At 68.9% G+C, this 20,968-nt stretch carries 14 protein-coding genes and 1 riboswitch; of the genes, 3 read left to right on the top strand and 11 right to left on the bottom strand.

The features are described 5' to 3' along the window. Nucleotides 1-7: 7 nt before the first annotated feature. Nucleotides 8-174, bottom strand: a riboswitch (cyclic di-AMP (ydaO/yuaA leader). A 423-nt stretch (nt 175-597) separates the two neighbouring features. Beyond that, complete coding sequence (locus AB0L71_RS07750) at nt 598-1,980, bottom strand: pitrilysin family protein (RefSeq protein ID WP_365239293.1); 1,383 nt, start codon at nt 1,978-1,980, stop codon at nt 598-600. Between the two features lie 26 nt (nt 1,981-2,006). Beyond that, nucleotides 2,007-3,389 carry a pitrilysin family protein gene (locus tag AB0L71_RS07745; RefSeq protein ID WP_365239290.1) on the bottom strand — a complete coding sequence of 461 codons (1,383 nt, stop codon included), beginning with the start codon at nt 3,387-3,389 and terminating at the stop codon, nt 2,007-2,009. A 269-nt stretch (nt 3,390-3,658) separates the two neighbouring features. Between AB0L71_RS07745 and AB0L71_RS07740 the strand changes: the two genes are divergently transcribed. Next, nucleotides 3,659-6,109: a DNA topoisomerase IV subunit A gene (locus AB0L71_RS07740; RefSeq protein ID WP_365239288.1), complete on the top strand. Its 2,451-nt coding sequence runs from the start codon at nt 3,659-3,661 to the stop codon at nt 6,107-6,109. Nucleotides 6,110-6,139: 30 nt separating this feature from the next. Here AB0L71_RS07740 and AB0L71_RS07735 read toward each other — a convergent pair whose 3' ends face one another. Together AB0L71_RS07735 and AB0L71_RS07730 are read right to left on the bottom strand one after the other, a co-directional pair. Beyond that, the gene (locus AB0L71_RS07735; protein ID WP_365239286.1) at nt 6,140-7,255 is read right to left on the bottom strand and encodes a GTP-binding protein; all 1,116 of its coding nucleotides are present in this window, start codon (nt 7,253-7,255) and stop codon (nt 6,140-6,142) included. Nucleotides 7,256-7,276: 21 nt separating this feature from the next. Beyond that, a complete protein-coding gene (locus AB0L71_RS07730; protein ID WP_365239787.1) occupies nt 7,277-8,428 on the bottom strand; it encodes a citrate synthase/methylcitrate synthase in 1,152 nt (383 codons plus the stop codon). A 147-nt stretch (nt 8,429-8,575) separates the two neighbouring features. Between AB0L71_RS07730 and AB0L71_RS07725 the strand changes: the two genes are divergently transcribed. Then, nucleotides 8,576-9,895 carry a citrate synthase gene (locus AB0L71_RS07725; protein ID WP_365239283.1) on the top strand — a complete coding sequence of 440 codons (1,320 nt, stop codon included), beginning with the start codon at nt 8,576-8,578 and terminating at the stop codon, nt 9,893-9,895. Between the two features lie 223 nt (nt 9,896-10,118). Here AB0L71_RS07725 and AB0L71_RS07720 read toward each other — a convergent pair whose 3' ends face one another. The 3 genes from AB0L71_RS07720 to AB0L71_RS07710 form a co-directional block, all read right to left on the bottom strand. Beyond that, a complete protein-coding gene (locus AB0L71_RS07720) occupies nt 10,119-11,711 on the bottom strand; it encodes a cation acetate symporter (RefSeq protein WP_365239281.1) in 1,593 nt (530 codons plus the stop codon). Beyond that, complete coding sequence (locus AB0L71_RS07715; protein ID WP_365239785.1) at nt 11,708-12,151, bottom strand: DUF485 domain-containing protein; 444 nt, start codon at nt 12,149-12,151, stop codon at nt 11,708-11,710. The genes AB0L71_RS07720 and AB0L71_RS07715 overlap by 4 nt, the downstream gene beginning before the upstream one ends. 271 nt (nt 12,152-12,422) lie before the next feature. Then, a complete protein-coding gene (locus tag AB0L71_RS07710; RefSeq protein WP_365239278.1) occupies nt 12,423-14,543 on the bottom strand; it encodes a DNA topoisomerase IV subunit B in 2,121 nt (706 codons plus the stop codon). Nucleotides 14,544-14,983: 440 nt separating this feature from the next. Here AB0L71_RS07710 and AB0L71_RS07705 point away from each other — a divergent pair, with 440 nt between their 5' ends. Then, the gene (locus tag AB0L71_RS07705) at nt 14,984-15,214 is read left to right on the top strand and encodes a hypothetical protein (protein ID WP_018105354.1); all 231 of its coding nucleotides are present in this window, start codon (nt 14,984-14,986) and stop codon (nt 15,212-15,214) included. A gap of 105 nt (nt 15,215-15,319) precedes the next feature. On the opposite strand, the gene AB0L71_RS07700 is transcribed toward AB0L71_RS07705, so the two are convergent. The 4 genes from AB0L71_RS07700 to AB0L71_RS07685 form a co-directional block, all read right to left on the bottom strand. Continuing rightward, nucleotides 15,320-16,147 carry a serine protease gene (locus AB0L71_RS07700; RefSeq protein WP_365239275.1) on the bottom strand — a complete coding sequence of 276 codons (828 nt, stop codon included), beginning with the start codon at nt 16,145-16,147 and terminating at the stop codon, nt 15,320-15,322. A gap of 132 nt (nt 16,148-16,279) precedes the next feature. Further along, nucleotides 16,280-17,824 carry an RNA polymerase sigma factor gene (locus AB0L71_RS07695; protein WP_365239272.1) on the bottom strand — a complete coding sequence of 515 codons (1,545 nt, stop codon included), beginning with the start codon at nt 17,822-17,824 and terminating at the stop codon, nt 16,280-16,282. A 324-nt stretch (nt 17,825-18,148) separates the two neighbouring features. Continuing rightward, on the bottom strand, nt 18,149-19,036 hold the full coding sequence (locus AB0L71_RS07690; RefSeq protein ID WP_365239270.1) for a FadR/GntR family transcriptional regulator: 888 nt from the start codon (nt 19,034-19,036) through the stop codon (nt 18,149-18,151). 159 nt (nt 19,037-19,195) lie between these two features. Further along, the gene (locus AB0L71_RS07685; RefSeq protein WP_365239267.1) at nt 19,196-20,968 is read right to left on the bottom strand and encodes an ATP-binding cassette domain-containing protein; all 1,773 of its coding nucleotides are present in this window, start codon (nt 20,966-20,968) and stop codon (nt 19,196-19,198) included.

The following is a 20,968-nucleotide window of genomic DNA, read 5'->3' as shown; positions in this document are numbered from 1 at the left end:
GGCTGGTCCTTTCCCTCCTTCTCGCCTACCGGGTTAGCTGACGGGTTCGGAGCAGGAAGGTCTCCTACGGACGCCACGGCCTCACCGAGGCCCGGCATCCGATTCACCCCAGGGACTGCATGGGTCCCCGGCTCCCCAGGCTCGCGCCTGACGGGGACTCGGCGATGACTGCCCGGTACGTCACGGATGCGGCATACGAGTGACGGACAGCCGGGCCGACGCTAAGGGCGGCCACTTTCGTTCACCAAACGGACACGCCGCTTTGTAGCGCACGCCACAGGGCAGACAGTCATCCTCCCCATCAAAACGGACATGCGGAAGATCCCTACGCGTCGCCTGCCGCAGGGGTCTTCCTCGTGCCTCGCCAGGTCCGTGCGCCGGGTCCGTGCGTGACGGGTCGAGGCACCGGTCGACCGACCGCCACGGTGGGGGCGCCCGTGTCCGGCCGTTGACCGGCCGGGCGTGGCGGTCGACCGACGAACCGTCACCCGCGGCCGGCCGTCGCTGGCAGCTGCGCGGTCGGCCGGCCGTCACCCGCCACGGGCCGACCGGTGGTCCGGACCGGGCGGGTGCGATCACGACCAGGGGATCCGCCCGTCAGCCGGTGACCACCGACACCTCTCCGATGCCCAGGGCCCGGACCCGCTCCTCGATCTGTGCCGCGTCACCGACGAGGATCGTGACCAGCCGGTCGACCGGGAAGGCGTTGACCACCGCCGCGGTCGCCTCGACCGTGCCGGTCTCCGCGAGCCGGGCGTACAAGTGCGCCTGGTAGTCGTCCGGGAGGTGCTGCTGGACCTGGTCGGCGAGGGTTCCCGCGACCGATGCCGCCGTCTCGAACTTCAGCGGTGCGACCCCCACGAGGTTCTGCACGGCGATCTCGCGCTCCTCATCGGTCAGCCCCTCGGCCGCCAGGGTCCGCAGGACCGTCCACAGGTCCTCCAGCGCCGGTCCCGTGGACTCCGTGTCCACCGATCCGCTGATGGCGAGCATCGAGGCTCCGGTGGCCCCCGAGGCGGAGTCCGGGGCCGACGAGCGCAGCACCTGGGCGAAGGCCCGTACGCCGTAGGTATAGCCCTTCTCCTCGCGCAGCACCCGGTCCAGCCGGGAGGTGAGCGTTCCGCCCAGGCAGTACGTGCCCAGCACCTGGGCCGGCCACACGCTGTCGTGGCGGTCGGCGCCGATCCGGCCGATCAGCAGTTGCGTCTGCACCGCGCCCGGACGGTCGACGATGACCACCCGGCCGGTGTCGTCGGCGGTGATCGGCGGGGCGGGACGGGGTTCCGCGGAGTCTCCCGACCATTCGCCGAGGGTGTCGGCGAGCAGGGCGTCCAGGTCGATGCCGGTGAAATCACCCACGACCACGGCGGTGGCCGTGGAGGGCCGGACGTGGGCGTCGAAGAAGGCACGCACGGCCGCCGAGTCGATCCGCTCCACCGTCTCCTCGGTGCCCTGCCGGGGACGCGACATCCGCGCCGCGGCCGGGAAGAGCTCCTTGGAGAGCTGCTTGGCGGCGCGCCGGGCCGGGTTGGCCAGCTCGTGCGGGATCTCGTCGAGCCTGTTGTGCACCAGGCGTTCGATCTCGCTCTCGTCGAAGGCGGGCGCCCGCAGCGCCTCGGCGACCAGAGCGAGCGCCTTGGCCAGCCGGGAGGCCGGGACCTCCAGGGAGACCCGGATGCCCGGGTGGTCCGCGTGTGCGTCGAGAGTGGCGCCGCAGCGCTCCAGCTCGGCGGCGAACTCTTCGGCGGTGTGCTTGTCGGTGCCTTCGGACAGGGCCCGGGACATGATCGTGGCCACGCCGTCGAGCCCCTCGGGCTCGGCGTCCAGCGGGGCGTCGAGGAAGATCTCGACAGCGACGACCTGCTGGCCGGGCCGGTGGCAGCGCAGCACCGTGAGGCCGTTGGGCAGGGACCCGCGCTCGGGCGCGGGAAAGTCCCAGGGGCGGGCGACGCCGGGGGCCGGCTGCGGGTGGTACTGCATGGAAACTCCAGTCGCGGCAGCGTCGGTCACTGGTCCGCCCCTTCGTGCGTGTCGGTGTCGTCGGCGTCGGTCTCGTCGGTGTCCGCTTCGTCCGCGGGCTCGGCCGACTCGACCGGCTCGTAGACCAGCACCGCCCGGTTGTCGGGGCGCAGCTGGGCCTTGGCGACCGCCTGGACCTCCTCCGCGGTGACGTCGAGCACCCGCTGGACGGCGGTCAGGGCAAGCTGCGGGTCGCCGAAGAGCACGGCGTACCGGCAGAGTTCGTCCGCGCGTCCCGCGACCGTACCCAACCGGTCCAGCCACTCACGCTCCAACTGGGCCTGCGCACGCTCCATTTCCTCGGGCGTGGGGCCCTCGGCGGCGAACCGGGCAAGCTCCTCGTCGACCGCGGCCTCGATCTGCGGCACCTCGACGCCGCCGGACGTCTTCACGTCCAGCCAGCCGAGCGAGGGAGCGCCCGCCAGTCGCAGCAGCCCGAACCCGGCCGCCACGGCCGTACGGTCACGGCGGACCAGGCGGTTGTGCAGCCGCGAGGACTCGCCTCCACCGAGCACGGTCAGCGCGAGATCCGCCGCGTCGCACGCGCGGGTGCCGTCGTGCGGCAGCCGGTAGGCGGCCATGAGCGCCCGCGCCGGAACCTCCTCGCGCACCTCTTCGCGCAGCTGCTCGCCGATGGTCTCGGGGAGCGTGCCGTCGCGCGGCGGCTGCTTGCCGTCGTGGGACGGGATGGAACCGAAGTACTTCTCGATCCAGGCGAGGGTCTCTACGGGGTCGATGTCGCCGACGACCGAGAGCACAGCGTTGTTGGGGGCGTAGTAGGTCCGGAAGAAGGCGCGGGCGTCCTCGAGGGTCGCGGCGTCCAGGTCCGCCATCGAGCCGATCGGTGTGTGGTGGTACGGGTGGCCCTCGGGGTAGGCCAGTGCCGTCAGCTTCTCGAACGCCGTGCCGTAGGGGACGTTGTCGTAGCGCTGACGACGCTCGTTCTTGACGACGTCGCGCTGGTTCTCCATCGACTCCTCGTCGAGCGCGGCGAGCAGCGAGCCCATCCGGTCGGCCTCGAGCCAGAGAGCCAGCTCCAGCTGGTGGGCGGGCATCGTCTCGAAGTAGTTGGTGCGCTCGAAGCTGGTGGTGCCGTTGAGCGAACCACCGGCGCCCTGGACCAGCTCGAAGTGTCCGTTCCCCTTGACCTGGCCGGAGCCCTGGAACATCAGGTGCTCGAAGAGGTGAGCCAGTCCGGTGCGTCCCTCGACCTCGTGACGCGAGCCGACGTCGTACCAGAGGCAGACCGCGGCAACCGGGGTCAGATGGTCCTCGGAGAGCACCACGCGCAGGCCATTGGCCAGACGGTGCTCGGTCGCTGTCAAGCCGCCGGAGCCGGCCTGGGCTGTGGCCGTGTGACCCATGGGCATGTACGTCCCTTCGATCGCGATACTGAATTTCCTGCGAGACCTGCCACTGTAGGCAAGCGCACAGACACCTGCCGAAGTTCCCATACCGCGGAAGTTCGCGTGAAAGAGGGGCACACCCGCCGTGGAACGGGTCACGGAGCCGCCCCGGCAGGGGCCGGAGCGGCCCTTGGGACGGGTCGAGGTCGGCGCTGTCAGTGCGGAGGTCCACAATGGTCCGCGTCAGAACCTGAGGTTGCCCGAACAGAATCCGTGAAGGAGTCGCAGCAGCGATGGCCCGCCGCAGCACGAAGACCCCGCCGCCGGACGACTTCGAGGAGAGGATCCTCGACATCGACGTCGTCGACGAGATGCAGGGCTCCTTCCTTGAGTACGCGTACTCGGTGATCTACTCCCGGGCCCTGCCGGACGCTCGTGACGGCATGAAGCCGGTGCACCGCCGCATCGTGTACCAGATGAACGAAATGGGTCTGCGCCCCGAACGCGGCTATGTGAAGTGTGCCCGCGTCGTCGGCGAAGTCATGGGCAAGCTGCACCCGCACGGCGACGCGTCGATCTACGACGCGCTGGTCCGTCTGGCGCAGCCGTTCTCCATGAGGCTCCCCCTGGTCGACGGCCACGGCAACTTCGGCTCGCTCGGCAACGACGACCCGCCGGCCGCCATGCGGTACACGGAGTGCCGGATGGCCGACGCGACGTCGCTGATGACGGAGTCGATCGACGAGGACACCGTCGCCTTCCAGTCGAACTACGACGGCCAGGAGGAGGAACCGACCGTTCTTCCGGCCGCGTACCCGAACCTCCTGGTCAACGGCGCGTCCGGGATCGCTGTCGGCATGGCGACCAATATGCCGCCGCACAACCTGGGCGAGGTCATCGCCGCCGCTCGCCACCTGATCAAGCATCCGGGTGCGGACCTGGAGACCCTGATGCGGTTCGTCCCCGGCCCCGACCTGCCGACGGGCGGGCGGATCGTGGGCCTGGGCGGTATCAAGGACGCGTACGCCGGCGGACGCGGCACGTTCAAGATCCGTGCCACTGTCTCCGTGGAGAACGTCACGGCACGCCGCAAGGGTCTGGTCGTCACCGAGCTGCCCTTCACGGTCGGCCCGGAGAAGGTGATCTCCAAGATAAAGGACCTGGTCTCGGCCAAGAAGCTCCAGGGCATCGCGGACGTGAAGGACCTGACCGACCGCGAGCACGGCCTGCGCCTGGTCATCGAGGTCAAGAACGGCTTCGTGCCGGAGGCCGTGCTGGAGCAGCTCTACAAGCTGACGCCGATGGAGGACTCCTTCGGCATCAACAACGTCGCACTGGTCGACGGGCAGCCGCTCACGCTGGGGCTCAAGGAGCTCCTGGAGGTCTATCTCGACCACCGCTTCGACGTGGTGCGCCGGCGCAGCGAGTTCCGCCGGGGCAAGCGTCGCGACCGGTTGCATCTGGTCGAGGGCCTGCTCGTCGCGCTGATCGACATCGACGAGGTCATCCGGCTCATCCGGTCCAGTGACAACTCCGCGCAGGCGAAGGAGCGGCTCATCGAGCACTTCTCGCTCAGCGAGACCCAGACGCAGTACATCCTGGACACGCCGCTGCGCCGACTGACCCGGTTCGACCGGATCGAGCTGGAGAGTGAGCGGGACCGGCTCAACGCCGAGATCGACGAGCTCACCGCCATCCTCGAGTCGGACACCGAGCTGCGCAAGCTCGTCTCTTCCGAACTCGCCGCGGTCGCCAAGAAGTTCGGCACCGACCGGCGTACGGTCCTGCTGGAGTCGGCCGGCGCGCAGGTCGCCTCGGTGCCGCTGGAGGTCGCGGACGACCCGTGCCGGGTGCTGCTGTCCTCGACCGGCCTGCTGGCCCGTACGGCCACCGCCGACCCGATCGTCTTCGCCGAGGACGCCAAGCGTGCCAAGCACGATGTGATCGTGTCGGCCGTGCCGGCGACGGCCCGTGGCGATATCGGCGTGGTGACCTCCACGGGACGGCTGCTGCGGCTCTCGGTGATCGATCTGCCGCAGCTGCCCGACACCCATGCGGCACCCAAACTCTCGGGCGGTGCGATGGTCTCGGAGTTCCTCACCCTGGGGAGCGACGAAGAGGTCGTCTGCCTCACCACGCTCGACGAGTCCTCCCCCGGCCTGGCGATCGGCACCCTTCAGGGCGTCGTCAAGCGTGTGGTGCCCGACTACCCGTCCAACAAGGACGAGTTGGAGGTCATCACGCTCAAGGACGGTGACCGGATCGTCGGCGCCACCGAACTGCGGACGGGCGAGGAGGACCTGGTCTTCATCACGTCGGACGCACAGCTGCTGCGCTACCCGGCGGCCCAGGTACGGCCTCAGGGCCGGCCCGCGGGCGGCATGGCGGGGATCAAGCTCGCGGCGGACGCCGAGGTGATCTCGTTCACCGCGGTGGATCCGGCGGCGGATGCCGCGGTGTTCACGGTGGCGGGCTCGCACGGCACGCTGGACGACTCGGTGCTGACCTGCAAGCTCACTCCGTTCGACCAGTATCCGCGCAAGGGGCGGGCCACCGGTGGGGTGCGCTGTCAGCGGTTCCTCAAGGGCGAGGACGTTCTGGTGTTCGGCTGGGCGGGCGCGACGCCGGCCCGGGCCGCACAGAAGAACGGCACCCCGGCCGAACTGCCGGAACCCGACCCGCGGCGCGACGGTTCGGGGACCCCGCTGGCCAAGCCGGTCGCGGTGGTCGCGGGACCGGTGTAGTCGCTCGGCCGGGCGCCGGGCGGCCTGCCGCTACGCCTCGTCGTCACGCTGCTGTACGTACCGCAGGACGCCCCACATGCTTCGTTCATGTGCGGCGTCCTGCGTCGTGTCGGAGGCCCGTGCGTCGCTCTCCCGGCAGCCCGCCAGCTCCTTGCGCAACCGCGCCGGGTCGGTGCCCGAGCCGATCAGCACCACCTGGGTGAGGCGTGGCTCCTCACGTGTCCACGGCTGCGGGGTGAACCGCAGGAACCTGCCGACCGCGTGCAGCAGGTACTTGTTGCCGTGGTCGCCCCTGCCGAAGTCGACGAACCCCTTGATCCGGTAGAGACCCTGCGGCCTGGAGTCGAGGAAATCCATCAAACGGCGTGGGTCCATCGGGATGTCCGAGACGAAGGACACGCTCTCGTACGCGGCATGCAGATGGTGGTCGTCTCCGGCGTGGGCCTCCTCCTCGGCCCGCTCCGCCAGGAGCAGGTCCTCGAAGGTGAGCTGGCGAGCCTTCTCCTCACCGTCCGGCCGCAGCGCCGGGTCGAAGAGCAGCTCGGGATCGATGCGTCCGTAGGAGGTGCTGACGACAGCGGGCGCGCTGCCGCCCGGGATGCCTGCCGCGACGACGACGTCCCTGATACGGGTCCGTTCCTCGTCCCCGACGCGGTCCGTCTTGTTCAGCACGACAAGATCGGCGACGGCGAGGTGACGGTCGATCTCCGGGTGGCGTCGTCGGGTGGCGTCGAACTCCGCGGCATCGACGACCTCCACCAGTCCCCCGTACATGATGTGCGGATTGTCACTGGCCAGGAGCATGCGCACGAGCTCCTGCGGTTCCGCCAGTCCGCTGGCCTCGATGACGATGACGTCGAGGCGGGCGGCGGGCCGGGTCAGTGTGTCCAGAAAGGTGTCGAGTTCGCTCCCGTCGACCGCGCAGCACAGGCATCCGTTGCCCAGCGAGACCGTCGAGCCGACCTGTCCCGAGACCGTCATGGCATCGATCTCGATGGCGCCGAAGTCGTTGACGATCACACCGATCCGGTTTCCGGCACGGTTGCGCAGAAGGTGGTTGAGCAGTGTCGTCTTGCCGGATCCCAGGAACCCCGCAAGGACGACGACCGGGATCTGCTTCTTGCGGGGCGGGGACGACGGGTTCAACGGGAACCTTCCTCGGGGGCGTCAGGGCGCCGGGACCGGCTGCGGCGGGGGCGTACCGACGTAACGGGCCGCGGGGCGGATGATCTTCGAGTCCTCCGCCTGCTCCAGGATATTGGCGCTCCAGCCGACCACCCGCGCCGCGCAGAACGTCGGGGTGAACATCTCGCGCGGCAGCCCGCAGAGTTCCATGACGACTCCGGCGTAGAACTCCACGTTGGTATGCAGTTCGCGGCCCGGCTTGAGCTCGGCGAGGATCGACTCGACCTGGCGCTCCACTTCGACGGCGAAATCGACGAGCGGGCCACCGAAGCTCAGGGCGATGCCCCGCAGCATGCGTGAGCGGGGGTCCTCGGTGCGGTAGACGGGGTGTCCGAAGCCCATGATCCGCTCACCCGCGAGCACCCGTTCGCGGATCCAGCCGTCGATGCGGTCCGGGGTGCCGATCGCGTCCAGGGTGTCGAGGGCGCGGCTGGGCGCCCCGCCGTGCAACGGCCCGGAGAGCGCGCCGACGGCCGCCACCAGACAGGCCGCGACGTCGGCGCCGGTGGAGGCGACGACGCGCCCGGTGAAGGTCGAGGCGTTGAAGCCGTGGTCGACGGTGGAGATCAGATACTGCTCCACTGCCCTGACACGGGCGGCGTCCGGCACGGAACCGGTGAGCATGTAGAGGTAGTTGGCCACGTAGGGCAGATCGTCGCGCGGCTCGACCGGTTCCCTCCCCTGACCGAGCCGGTGCAGCGCCGTGAGCACGGTGGGGACGGCGGCGCAGGCGACCAGGGCGTCGCTGCGGCGCTGGACGGTGTCGATGTCGTACACCGGCCGGAAGCCGGCCGAGGCGCCGAGCAGCGAGAGTGCGGTGCGCAGACCGGCCAGGGGCCCGGACACCGCCCCCGCGCGGGCTATGGCGGGCAGGGCATCGCGGACTTCCGCGGGCAGTCGGCGCAGTGCGGCAGTGCGGGCGGCGAACTCGGCTCGGGCCACGGCATCGGGCAGCGTGCCCTCGACCATCAGGTACCAGACGTCCTCGAAGCTGCGCGTCTGCGCCAGTTCGACCGCCGAGTACTGCCGGTAGTGGTAGAAGCCCTCGCGCCCACGGACGTCGCCGATGGCTGTGTCGGTGACGACGACTCCCGCAAGCCCCCGAGGTACGTCGAGCGAGGTGTCATCGGTCATGGTCGGCATCTCTTCCTCCGTGAGCATCCGTGAGCATCCCTGATGCGTTCCAGAGCATCCTTGGATCACATCAACATTGACCAGACCATCTATGATTGACTTCAATGCTGTCAATGTTGATTGAATCAATATAGATACGGTTGCGACATGAAGGATCAAGCAGCGCCCGGCGAGGGTCCCGGCGCCACCCCGGAGCGGCTGAGCACCCGGGAGACGGCTGAACGTCTCGGTGTGAAGCCCGAGACGGTGTATGCCTATGTCAGCAGGGGCCAGCTGAGCAGCAGGCGTGCCCCTGGCGGACGCGGCAGCACGTTCGACGCCGCGGAGGTCGATGCGCTGGCCCGGCGCTCGGGCCGCCGCGCATCCTCCCCTGCCACCGGTGATCTGCTCTTCCGTACCGGCATCACGCTCATCGAGAGCGATCGTTACTACTTCCATGGCGTCGACGCGACCGCATTGGCCGGGCAGTACGGCTACGAAGAGGTCGCCGAATGGCTCTGGACCGGCGAACTGCGGCCCGGCATCCGCTTCTCCGCACCCGGCGAAGCGCTGGCCGCGGCACGCCGAGCGGTCGACGCGCTGCCCGCACACTGCGGCTCGACGGACCGGTTGCGGGTGGCCGTGGTCGCCGCGTCCACCACCGATCCGCTCCGCTTCGACCTCTCGCGCGAGGCCGTGCTCGCCGGCGCACGGAGTCTGATTCCGACCCTGGTCGGCGCACTCCCCCCAGCAGCCGGCTCGCCTTCGTCCGGGAACGGATCCGCGAAGGAGACGGGCGGGAAGGGGGCCACGCTGGCGCGGCAACTCTGGCCGAAACTCACCGCCTGCCCGGCCGAAGAGCCATCAATCGCCGTACTGGACACCGCCCTCGCTCTGCTGATCGACCACGATCTCGCAGCCTCGACACTGGCCGCCCGGGTCGCCGCATCCGCCCATGCCCACCCGTACGCGGTGGTCTCCGCGGGGCTCGGAGTCCTGGAGGGGCCACTCCACGGGGCAGCGAGCGGCCTGGCGCACCGGATGCTGGCCGAGGTCCTGGAGCGGGGCAGCGCCGCACCGGTGGTCGCGGACCGCCTTCGGGCCGGACACCGGATCCCGGGCCTGGGCCACCGCCTCTACGCCTCCGAGGACCCGCGGGCACAGGCGCTGTTCGCCCTGCTCGCAGAGGTTCCCCAGGCGGCTTCCGCGCTCGCCGCGGCACGCGACGTGGTCACCACGACAGCCCGGCACACTCCCCTGCATGCCAATGTCGACCTGGCGCTCGCCGCGCTCTCGGTCTCCTCCGGCATGGCCGCGGAGGCAGGCGAAACGGTGTTCGCGGTGGCGCGCACGGCGGGCTGGATCGCGCACGCGCTGGAGGAGTACGGGGAACGTCCGCTGCGCCTCCGCCCCAGTGGCCAGTACGAGGGCCCCCGCCCCCCGCAACCGCTGCCTCTGCCTCCCGTCACGGTTGGACCGTCGGCTTGATGGTCCACGGCCGACGGCCGGACCTGCGAGATCCGGACCGCACGGTACGAACGCGCGGCTAGTGCCGCGGCAGGCAACGTTTGCCCGTCAAGGAGCGGCGTCCGGTGCGAGCTCTCGGCGTGCCGGCCGGAAGTCCTCGTACTGGACGTACGTGGGCTTTCGTCCGGTGCGGCGAGAGGGCGTGCCGGGCGTCACACCGGGGCAAACGTTGCCTGTTGCGGCACTAGACAGCCCCTGCCCCGGTCAGCGCACGGACCTCGGTCTCGGCGTGTTTGGCCGCGTCGGCCGGCTCGGTGGAGGTGACCGTTCCCACCCAGCCGGCTACAAAGCCCAACGGGATGGAGACCAGACCCGGATTCTCCAGGGGAAAGAGCTGGAAGTCGACATCGGGGAAGAGCGAGGTGGGGCTGCCGGAGACGACCGGTGAGAGCAGCACGAGAAGGACGGCGGGGATCAGCCCGCCATACACCGACCAGACGGCCCCCCGAGTGGTGAAGTTCCGCCAGAACAGGGAGTACAGCAGCACCGGGAGATTAGCCGAAGCGGCGACGGCGAAGGCCAGTCCCACCAGGAACGCCACGTTCAGGTCCTGGGCGATCAGACCGAGCCCGATGGCGGCCGCCCCGATACCGGCTGCTGCGACCCGGGCCACCGCGACCTCGCTGTACTGCTTGGGATTCGTACGCCTCAGCGAGGCGTACAGGTCGTGGGCCACTGAGGCGGACGATGCCAGGGTGATCCCCGCGACGACGGCCAGGATGGTCGCGAAAGCGACGGCGGCGACCACCGCGAACAGAATCGTCCCCCCGGTGGATCCCTCGCCACCACCGAGGGCGAGGGCCAGCAGCGGAACCGCCGTGTTCCCCGCGGGATTCGACGCCCGTACCTCCGCCGAGCCGACCAGTGCCGCCGCACCGAATCCCAGCGCGATCGTCATCAGGTAGAAGCTGCCGATGAGCCCGATGGACCAGACGACCGAACGGCGGGCCGCACCGGCCGTGGGCACGGTGTAGAACCGCGACAGGATGTGCGGGAGCCCCGCCGTGCCGAGCACCAGGGCCAGGCCCAGGCTGATGAAGTCGATGCGCGCCGTCCAGGATCCGCCGTACCGGAGACCGGGTGCGAGGAACCGGCCACCGTGCCCGCTGCGTTCGGCGGCGGAGGTGAGCAGGGCATTGAGGTTGCCGTGGAAGTGGACCAGGACGAGCACCGTGAGCACCGCCGCCCCCGCCAGCAGCAGGACGGCCTTGACGATCTGGATCCAGGTGGTGGCGCGCATTCCGCCGAACGACACGTAGATCACCATGAGCGCGCCGACACCGATGACGGTCCAGGAACGGGCGGAACCGCTCGTACCACCCAGGAGCAGGGCCACCAGGCTGCCCGCGCCCACCATCTGTGCGACCAGGTAGAGCACGGAGACCGTGACGGACGAGGTGCCGGCGGCAATCCGGACCGGGCGCTGCGCCATCCGCGCCGCGACCACGTCGGCAAGCGTGAACCGGCCGCAATTTCGGACCAGTTCGGCGACCAGCAGCAGGACGACGAGCCAGGCGACGAGGAAACCCACCGAGTAGAGCATGCCGTCGTACCCGAAGAGGGCGATCAGACCGGAAATGCCGAGGAAGGATGCGGCCGACATGTAGTCGCCGGCCATGGCGAACCCGTTCTCCATGGGAGAGAACAGGCGACCGCCTGCGTAGAACTCCTCGGCCGAGCCGCGCCGGTGACGGCTCACCCAGGTGGTGATGACCAGCGTCACCGCGACGAAGACGCTGAACAGCACGAGCGCCAGGGGCTGGTGGTTCCCGTTCAACAGCCGATCCCCCGCGTCATCTCCTGGGTATCCCAGCGCAGTTCGAGAGCGGCCCGGTCCCTGCGCAGCCGTGCGTGACGCGCGTACGCCCCGGTGAGGAGGAACGTCGTGAGGAACTGTCCGAGCCCGGCGACCATGGCGACATTGATCGCTCCGGCCACTGGACGGCCCATCAGCCCCGGTGCGGTGATCGCCGCTACGACGTAGGCGAGATACCAGGCGAGGAAGGCGATGGTGGCAGGAATGACGAACCGCCGGTACCGGCGGCGCACTTCCTGAAAAGCCGCACTGCGCTGCACCTCCCGATAGATGTCGGCCGCTCCGTGACCGCGCTGCGGGTCAGCGGTTCCGATGGGACCGACGCCAGAGAGGCTCCGCGTCCCGTCCGATTCGTCCCACCCGGGGGGCAGCGCCTCGTCCCACGGGTCGTCGAGTCGCACCGCTGCGACCCCTCCCCCTGATTCCTTCTCCACCGAACAACTCTCCTCGTCCACGGACCACTTCGGCCGCGCACCAAGAATGAGCAGATCAGGAAGGTCCGAGGGCATTCATTGACCCGCCTTCACCTCTTCAGGTGAAGCGTGCCCCGGGTGTCCGTGCGCATCCTCGAAACATGTGCATGTCGAACGGCCGGGTCAGGAGATCGGCTCAGGGGGGAGGGCGATCCCGGGCGGTACAGCCGTCCCCGCCCTCGGGCGGGGACGGCAGCCCTCACGCGTCGATGCGCGAGCGGTCCAGGGTGGCGGCGGAGCTGGTGATGAACTCCTTGCGCGGCGCCACTTCGTTGCCCATCAGCAGATCGAATACCTGCTCGGCTGCTTCCAGGTCGCCGATGTTGATCCGCCGCAGGGTGCGGTGCCGAGGATCCATCGTGGTGTCCGCCAGCTGATCCGCGTCCATCTCACCCAGACCCTTGTAGCGCTGGATCGAGTCCTTGTAGCGGATGTTCTTGCGCTGCAGCTCCAGCAGCCGCTGGCGCAGCTCTCCGTCGGAGTACGTGTAGATGTACTTGTCCTGGCCCTTCTTGGGCTGGACCAGCTCGATCCGGTGCAGCGGGGGCACAGCGGCAAAGACGCGTCCGGCCTCGACCATGGGCCGCATGTAGCGCTGGAACAGCGTCAGCAGCAGCGTGCGGATGTGTGCGCCGTCGACATCGGCGTCAACCAGCAGCACGATCTTCCCGTAGCGGGCGGCGTCGATGTCGAAGGTCCGTCCCGACCCTGCCCCTATGACCTGGATGATCGCGCCGCACTCGGCGTTCTTCAGCATGTCCGAGACGGATGCCTTCTGGACGTTGAGGATCTTGCCCCGGATCGGCAGCAGGGCCTGGAACTCGCTGTTCCGGGCCAGCTTGGCCGTCCCGAGCGCGGAGTCGCCCTCGACGATGAAGAGTTCGCTGCGGTCCACGTCGTCGCTGCGGCAGTCGGCGAGCTTGGCGGGCAACGAGGAGGACTCCAGCGCTGTCTTGCGGCGCTGTGCGTCCTTGTGCTGACGGGCCGCGATGCGGGTGCGAGCCGCCGCCACGACCTTCTCCAGGACCGCCCTGGCCTGGGCCTTGGCATCGCGCTTCGTCGAGGTCAGGAACGCCTTGAGCTCCTTCGCCACCACGTTGGCGACGATCCGGTTGGCCGCCGAGGTGCCGAGCACCTCCTTCGTCTGCCCCTCGAACTGCGGCTCCGCGAGCCGCACGGTGACGACCGCGGTGAGGCCCTCCAGCGCATCGTCCTTGACGACGTCGTCCTCGGCGACGCGGAGCAGCTTGGCGGCGCGCAGCGCTTCGTTGACCGTCTTGGTCACGGAGCGTTCGAATCCGGTCACATGGGTGCCGCCCTTGGGGGTGGCGATGATGTTGACGAAGGACTTGAGGGTGGTGTCGTAACCGGTACCCCAGCGCAGGGCGACATCGACGGCGAGTTCGCGGGTGACCTCGGTCGCCGTCATGTGACCGCGCTCGTCGAGGACCGGCACGGTCTCCTTGAACGTGCCGTGCCCGCTCAGCCTCAGGACGTCGCACACCGCCTTGTCCTGGGCGAGGTACTCACAGAATTCACTGATCCCGCCGTCGAAACGGAAGGTCTCCTCGGCCTTGCCACCGTCCTCGGCACCGCGTTCGTCGCGGACGACGATCGTGAGACCGGGGACGAGGAAGGCGGTCTGCCGCGCCCGCTGGTAGAGCGTCTCCAGATCGAGCTTGGCGTCCTTGAGGAAGATCTGCCGGTCCGCCCAGTAGCGCACCCTGGTGCCGGTGCGCGTCTTGGGCACACGCTTGCCCTTGCGCAGACCGTTGGCCGGGTCGAACGGGCTTTCCGGCCCCTGCTCGGTGAAGATCCCCGGGACACCCCGCCGGAAGCTGATGGAGTGGGTCGCGCTGTTGCGGTCGACCTCGACGTCGAGTCGGGCGGAGAGCGCGTTGACCACGGAGGCGCCGACGCCGTGCAGACCGCCGGAGGCCGCGTACGAGCCGCCGCCGAACTTTCCACCGGCGTGCAGTTTGGTCATCACGACCTCGACCCCGGACAGACCCGTCTTCGGTTCGACGTCGACGGGGATGCCTCGGCCGTTGTCCCGGACCTCCACGGAATTGTCGTCGTGGAGGATGACCTCGATGCGATCGCAGTAACCGCCCAGGGCCTCGTCCACCGAGTTGTCGATGATCTCCCAGAGGCAGTGCATGAGGCCACGGCTGTCGGTGGACCCGATGTACATCCCGGGGCGCTTGCGAACCGCTTCGAGCCCCTCGAGTACGAGCAGATGCCGCGCGGTGTAGTTGGAACCGTCTCGGTCTGCTCCGGTGAGCATCGCAGTGGACGGCACGGACGTATCGGCGGTCACGCGGTTCGCTCCTCGCTGAATTTCAATGGGGGCCCCAGTGGGTGACGGGCTCGGCTCCGGTCACCGCTGAGAGGGTACCGAGGCCTGGTAGAGCGGTTGTAGCACCACCCTCCGACAACCTCCACACTAGTCCAGCCTCGTATACACGTTCGATCTCTCGCCGGAGTGACGTGCACATCACGTTCCCTTCCAGGCATGAACCATTTAGGCTCCGGGCACGTCCTCATGAACAAACCGGCAAGCCGGCCGGGAGGATCGATCCACCAAGACAAGCAACGCGAAACCGTAGTGCTACGCAATACGGCACATTCGCCGCCAAACGGCAACAGACAGCCATTTTGAGAAGAAGTTTCAAAGAAAAAGCCACGAGCGGGAACGTTTTCGGCCTGGTTGGATGTTGACCCTGGTACGACAGCTCGTCGAGCTAGAGAAGAGGCGACGTGACTACTGTTCTGACCCCCGCGAGCCCGCTGACCGCAGCAGACCGCTGCGACCGCTGTGGCGCCCAGGCCTACCTGCGCGTCGTCCTGATCAGCGGCGGTGAGCTGCTCTTCTGCGCCCACCACGGTCGCAAGTTCGAGCCGGAACTCAAGAAGATCGCCGCGGAAATACAGGATGAGACGGACCGGCTGACCGCCGTGCAGGCCCAGGCCGCCGAAGAGGAACACTGACACCTCGCATCCACGACGAGCCAGGGTCGGGTCCCAGACCTGACGACGGGCGGCTTCCTCCCCGGAAGCCGCCCGTTCTCGCCATGTGATCTGCCGCCCGGTCGGCTACCCGGCCGGCATCCAGCCGATCGCGGCGGAGATCCGCGTGTACACCCCGGGGCTCCCGGAGAGCGCACAGCCGTTCCCCCAGGACACCAGCCCGATGAGTCGCCCACGAGCCACCAGCGGCCCTCCGCTGTCGCCCTGGCATGCGTCGTGCCCGTCCAGCAGTCCGCCCGCGCAGAGCATCACCGAGGCGTCGTACGTGCCCTGACTGCCGCCCGGGTACGCCTGTTCACAGAGGCTGTCCGACAAGACGCTCACTTCGGCAGAGCGGAGTGACGACGCGTAGTCCCCGTCTCCCGTTGTGTCACCCCAGCCGTAGACGACGGCGCCGGTTCCCGTCTCGTATGCCGCATCACCGGACTCGGCCATCGGGATCACGCTCTGCACAGGCAGCGCGTCGGCCAGAGTGAGCACGGCCAGGTCTCCCGCGTCCGTGTCGGGGTCGAAGTCCGGATTGCTCCATGTCTCCCGCACCGGTGTCTCATGTCCCCCCGTCCCGCGCAGCGCGTCCCGGCCGGAAATGACCCGCAGATCGCGGACCCTGTCCACATCGACACCGAGCGCCTCACGGCTCAGGCAGTGCGCAGCTGTCAGCACCTTCTTCGGCGCCACCACGACACCGCCGCAGAACTGCCCGGCGCGCGTGTCCCCGAACCGGTCGCGACTGGCCAGCGCCACAACCCACGGACTGTCCTTGACGTGTGCGGGCCGACCACCGATGACAATGCTGTCCGCGACAGCCGGAGCGGCAGATCCGAGCGGTATCGCAGCAGCAGCGCCAACCAGGCCGAAGACCCCCGCCAGCGCACGGAAGGCGATACGGAACATGCGCACTCCTGACTCTGTGACGAACTGTTCTCACCCAGAGTCACCCCGCTCGCCGTCGGCCGCACCCGCAGATAGGCCGATGGCCCGGATCCTCCATGGGATCCGGGCCCTCGGCCCGTGAACTCTCTCGATCTAGTCGAGGTAGTCGCGCAGCACCTGCGAACGCGACGGGTGGCGCAGCTTCGACATGGTCTTCGACTCGATCTGGCGGATGCGCTCACGCGTGACGCCGTAGACCTTGCCGATCTCGTCCAGTGTCTTCGGCTGTCCGTCGGTGAGACCGAAGCGCATCGAGACCACGCCCGCCTCGCGCTCGGAGAGCGTATCGAGCACCGAGTGCAGCTGCTCCTGGAGGAGCGTGAAGCTGACCGCGTCGGCCGGGACCACTGCCTCGGAGTCCTCGATCAGGTCACCGAACTCGCTGTCCCCGTCCTCACCCAACGGGGTGTGGAGGGAGATCGGCTCACGACCGTACTTCTGGACCTCGATGACCTTCTCGGGGGTCATGTCGAGTTCCTTGGCCAGCTCCTCCGGCGTGGGCTCGCGTCCCAGGTCCTGGAGCATCTGGCGCTGCACACGGGCGAGCTTGTTGATGACCTCGACCATGTGCACCGGGATGCGGATGGTGCGGGCCTGGTCGGCCATGGCGCGGGTGATCGCCTGACGGATCCACCAGGTGGCGTAGGTGGAGAACTTGTAACCCTTGGTGTAGTCGAACTTCTCGACCGCGCGAATCAGACCGAGGTTTCCCTCCTGGATCAGGTCCAGGAAGAGCATGCCCCGGCCGGTGTAGCGCTTGGCCAGCGAAACCACCAGTCGGAGGTTGGCCTCCAGAAGGTGGTTCTTGGCCCGGCGGCCGTCCTCGGCGATGATCTCCAGCTCGCGCTTGAGCTTCGGCGCGAGCTTGTCGGAGTTCGCAAGCTTGTCCTCGGCGAACAGACCCGCCTCGATGCGCTTGGCGAGCTCGACCTCCTGCTCGGCGTTGAGGAGGGGAACCTTGCCGATCTGCTTCAGGTAGTCCTTCACCGGGTCGGCGGTGGCACCGGCGACGGCGACCTGCTGCGCGGGGGCGTCGTCCTCGTCGTCGTCGGAGAGGACGAAGCCCTTGTTCTCGCCCTCGCCCTCCTCGTCCTCGCCCTTGCCGACCTTGACGTCCTCGACGGCCTCGTCGTCGAGGAGATCGTCGTCCTGCTTTCCGGACTTCTTCGTTGCGGTCTTCTTGGCAGCCGTCTTCTTCACGGCGGTCTTCTTGGCAGCCGTCTTCTTGGCTGCCGCCTTCTTCGCAGGTCCGGCCGCGGCGGTTTCGTCGGCCACCGCATCCACGGACTCCGCCGACGGGGCGGCAGCGGCCGCGGCAGTCCTGGTCACGGTCGTCTTGGCCGCGACAGTCCTGGTGGCGGTGCGCTTGACCGGGCTCTTTGCTGCGACGCTCTTGCGGGCACGCTTTGACGGCTCCGCGGCACTGACCATCAGCGTCACACCCTCTTCCTCGAGGATCTGGTTGAGGCTGCGCAGAACATTCTTCCACTGGGTTGGCGGAATCTGGTCAGCCTCGAAGGCCCGACGCACGTCATCGCCGGCGATCTGCCCATCAGCCTTTCCCCGCTCGATGAGCGCCATCACAGACTCGGACTCGGCGATCTCCGGCGGGAGCGTACGGGATGTGCTGGCCGACACGAACAACCTCTCGGAACGATGGAAACGGCTTCCGGCCCTGTCCTGCAGAGGACTGGACCGACGACCGCCGGGCTGGGAATGTACCGACGGCGCGGGGTATCGCCTCAGAACTGCACAGCGCACTGAGTGCCTGCTGTATTCCTTCCGCGGCGGTCACCTCTTAAGTCATCGCACTGTTTCGAGGAGTGTTACGCCCAATCCGCGTGGCCCGAGTCACACCTCATTTGCGATGAACGTGACGAGAGGTCCCATCCCCCCACATTTGTGCCGCCGGACCGTAGCGGCCCGGCGACACATGGTGCGTACACCCTGGCTGTGCTGCGCTCAGTGCTCGCGGGGGGCGGGCACCACCCGCTCCACCTCGGGGTGGACGACAAGCAGTTGACGCATGGCGGCTTCAGCGCCGGCCGCATCCCCGGAAGCGAGGGCATCAACGATCCGGGCGTGGTGACCGAGGGATGCCTCGCCCGGCCGGTCGCAGCCTGTGACGGGACCGCCCGAAACCTGCAGGGCCGCGGAGACGATGCCGGAGAGGTGCTCCAGCATGCGGTTGCCTGCCGCCTGGATGAGCAGGGAGTGGAATTCGGCGTCGGCCCGGGAACAGGTGACCGCGTCTCCCTGCCCGAGGGCATGCCCCATGATCTCGACCATGTCGGCAAGGCGCTGCTGAATGTCCTCGCGGCCATGGCCTGCGGCAAGGCGTGCGGCGAGCGGCTCGATCGTCCAGCGGAGCTCCCCCAGCTCACGGCGCTGGTCCTCACGCTGAGGGCCGAAGGCGCGCCATTCGATGATGTCGGGGTCCAGCAGATTCCAGTCACTGACCGGACGGACCCGGGTACCCACGTTGGGCCGAGCACTGACCAGGCCCTTGGCCTCCAGAACACGCAGCGATTCACGGACGACAGTGCGGGAGACCTCGAAACGCTGCCCGATCTCTTCCGGCACGAGCGGACGATCGGCGCCCAGGTCCCCGGAGACGATCATCTGGCCCAGCTGCTGAACGAGTTGGCCGTGAAGGCCGCGACCCCGACTGGCCGAGCCACGCCGGCCCCCGCGGCCGATCTCGGGGTCGGGCCCCTCCCAGGAACGAAGAGCGGCACGCTCGCCGGCCGGCGCCTCCGCATACGGGTAGCGGTCGAGTTCACCCGGGCCGGCGAGGCCGGAATCGGCGGAGCGGGCGGCGGTCATCATGGTGTGCGCAAGGGTACTCACGCATCCTTTGTCGGCGCGGTCCGGCTACCTCTTGAGGTCTTTGGTGAAAAGCACACGAAAGGGTGATCGGCAACCACCCCCCAATTGACGCCTTACTGGTTCAAATCGGACATTTTTCGGAGAGTTGGGCGGCCTCGCTGATCCGCCGCCACCCCTTGATCACCAACGGACCTTGCTCCGAAGGCTGGTGAACAGGTATGCACAGGTCAGGGCCGACAACGACAAGGCCAGTGCCGCCCCGACCGGGTGCACCAGCAGCCGCACAGCACCTGTCACCCATGGGTCCGCCTCGTCCGGCCAGCCCGGCCGCACGAGCCCACGGAGGCCGGCCGGAAGCCCCGCGACGGGGCGAGAAGGCGACCCTGCCAGCAAGCTCCGGACGACCGGAACGACGAGGACAGGAACGGCGAGTACCGCGGCGACCCCGGCCGCCGCCGCCCTGAACACCCCCGCGGCCAGGAGACCGGCCCAGGCGCAGCCCACGGTCACCCCCGCCCAACTGGCGGCCAGGTGCAACGGATTCGGCGGAGTCCTGATCATCTCACCGCCGTGGACGAGGCCCAGGACGCCGGCGGATGTCAGCACGACCACCAGAGCGAGCATCAGGGCGACGCCCGCCGACACCGCCAGTTTGGCGAGCAGCAACCCCGGACGACGCGGGACGGAGCCGTGGCAGGCCGCGAGGGCGGGATAGCGGAATTCGTCGCCGAACGAGAGCGCGCCGAGCAGTCCTGCCCCTGCCGCTGCGGGCGGCAGGGGCAGCGGCGATGGCCAGGCCACCAACACCTTCGGCAGTTCTGCATGACCAAAGCAGGTGAGAAGGACGGAAAGTCCGACCGACACGACCAGAACGACAGCCGTGATCACCGCTGTCGTCCTGACACCGAAGAAGCGGCGCAGCTCGTATCGCAGCGGGTGGACCGGGCTACGGGGTGCACGGCGCCGGATCGGCGGTGGTTCCGGACCGGATGCCTGTGTGGTCGTCCGCGGATCGGAAGGATCTTTGCTCCCACCGACTACGGACACGGCGGGATCCGGGGACTCCACGGGTTCCGCGGGACGGGTGTCACCGACTTCGTCAGCGAGCCGGTGCACCGGGAGCCCGTGCCGGAATGCCGTGTCGCCGATCTCCGCGCAGGTGGATCCGTACACGGAAAGGCGACCGTTCGTTTCGGCGACCACCTCGACCGAGCGCCTGGCGGCTCGGGCCTCTCGGCCGACGATGGCGGCGAGCCGGGCTGCGTGGGGAGTGCGGACCGCGACCCGTGGCCGGAGGCGGGTCCGCGAGAAGGCGCCGACGTCCTGGTCCGCGACCATGCGCCCCTTGTCGAGGGTGACCACGCGGTCTGCGGTTCGTGCGGCCTCATGGGGGTCGGTCGTGGTGTACAACACTGTGCCGCCCTGCGCGGCATGGGCTCGCAGCAGCCCGTGCACCCGGCCCCCCTCGCACGAAGGGAGACCTTCTGCGGGGTCGTCGAAAACGAGCGTGTGAGGGTCACCCAGCATCGCCGAAGCGAGTGCGAGCAGTCGGTCCATGCCTGGCGGGAGCGCGCCGATGGGTCGATCGCGGAGGCAGGCGAGGCCGACGGTTTCGAGCAGTTCATCGGCCCGGGATGCCGGTACGCCGGCGGCGGCACAGAGCATGCGGAGCTGACCGCGGACGGTGCGGTCAGGATGGCCCGGTGCGCCCCCGAGGAGGACTCCCACCTCGCGCGCGGGGTGCGGGATCCGGTGCAATGGCCTGCCCCGGAAGTGAGTGACCCCCAGGCCCGCGTCGAGTTCGAGCATCAGGCGAAGGGCCGCGGTCTTGCCCGAGCCGCAGACACCCAGAAGTGCGGTGACGCAGCCGGGCGGGGCTTCGAAGGTCAGATCGTCCACCACGGCCGGAAGGCCGCGGCGGCGGGCACTGGTGAGTCCGATGGCCTGGAGCAT

The sequence above is a fragment of the Streptomyces sp. NPDC052052 genome (assembly GCF_040680455.1).
Taxonomy (GTDB): Bacteria; Actinomycetota; Actinomycetes; order Streptomycetales; family Streptomycetaceae; genus Streptomyces.
Note: the sequence above shows the minus strand (reverse complement) of the source record. Positions and strands in the feature narration are given on the sequence as shown.

Bases quoted from the DNA above. Each gene is read 5' to 3' on its own strand.
- AB0L71_RS07750 (WP_365239293.1), bottom strand. From the start codon at position 1,980: ATGCAGTACCACCCGCAGCCGGCCCCCGGCGTCGCCCGCCCCTGGGAC.
- AB0L71_RS07730 (WP_365239787.1), bottom strand. From the start codon at position 8,428: ATGACCGATGACACCTCGCTCGACGTACCTCGGGGGCTTGCGGGAGTC.
- AB0L71_RS07685 (WP_365239267.1), bottom strand. From the start codon at position 20,968: ATGCTCCAGGCCATCGGACTCACCAGTGCCCGCCGCCGCGGCCTTCCG.
- AB0L71_RS07700 (WP_365239275.1), bottom strand. From the start codon at position 16,147: ATGTTCCGTATCGCCTTCCGTGCGCTGGCGGGGGTCTTCGGCCTGGTT.
- AB0L71_RS07725 (WP_365239283.1), top strand. From the start codon at position 8,576: ATGAAGGATCAAGCAGCGCCCGGCGAGGGTCCCGGCGCCACCCCGGAG.
- AB0L71_RS07740 (WP_365239288.1), top strand. From the start codon at position 3,659: ATGGCCCGCCGCAGCACGAAGACCCCGCCGCCGGACGACTTCGAGGAG.
- AB0L71_RS07745 (WP_365239290.1), bottom strand. From the start codon at position 3,389: ATGCCCATGGGTCACACGGCCACAGCCCAGGCCGGCTCCGGCGGCTTG.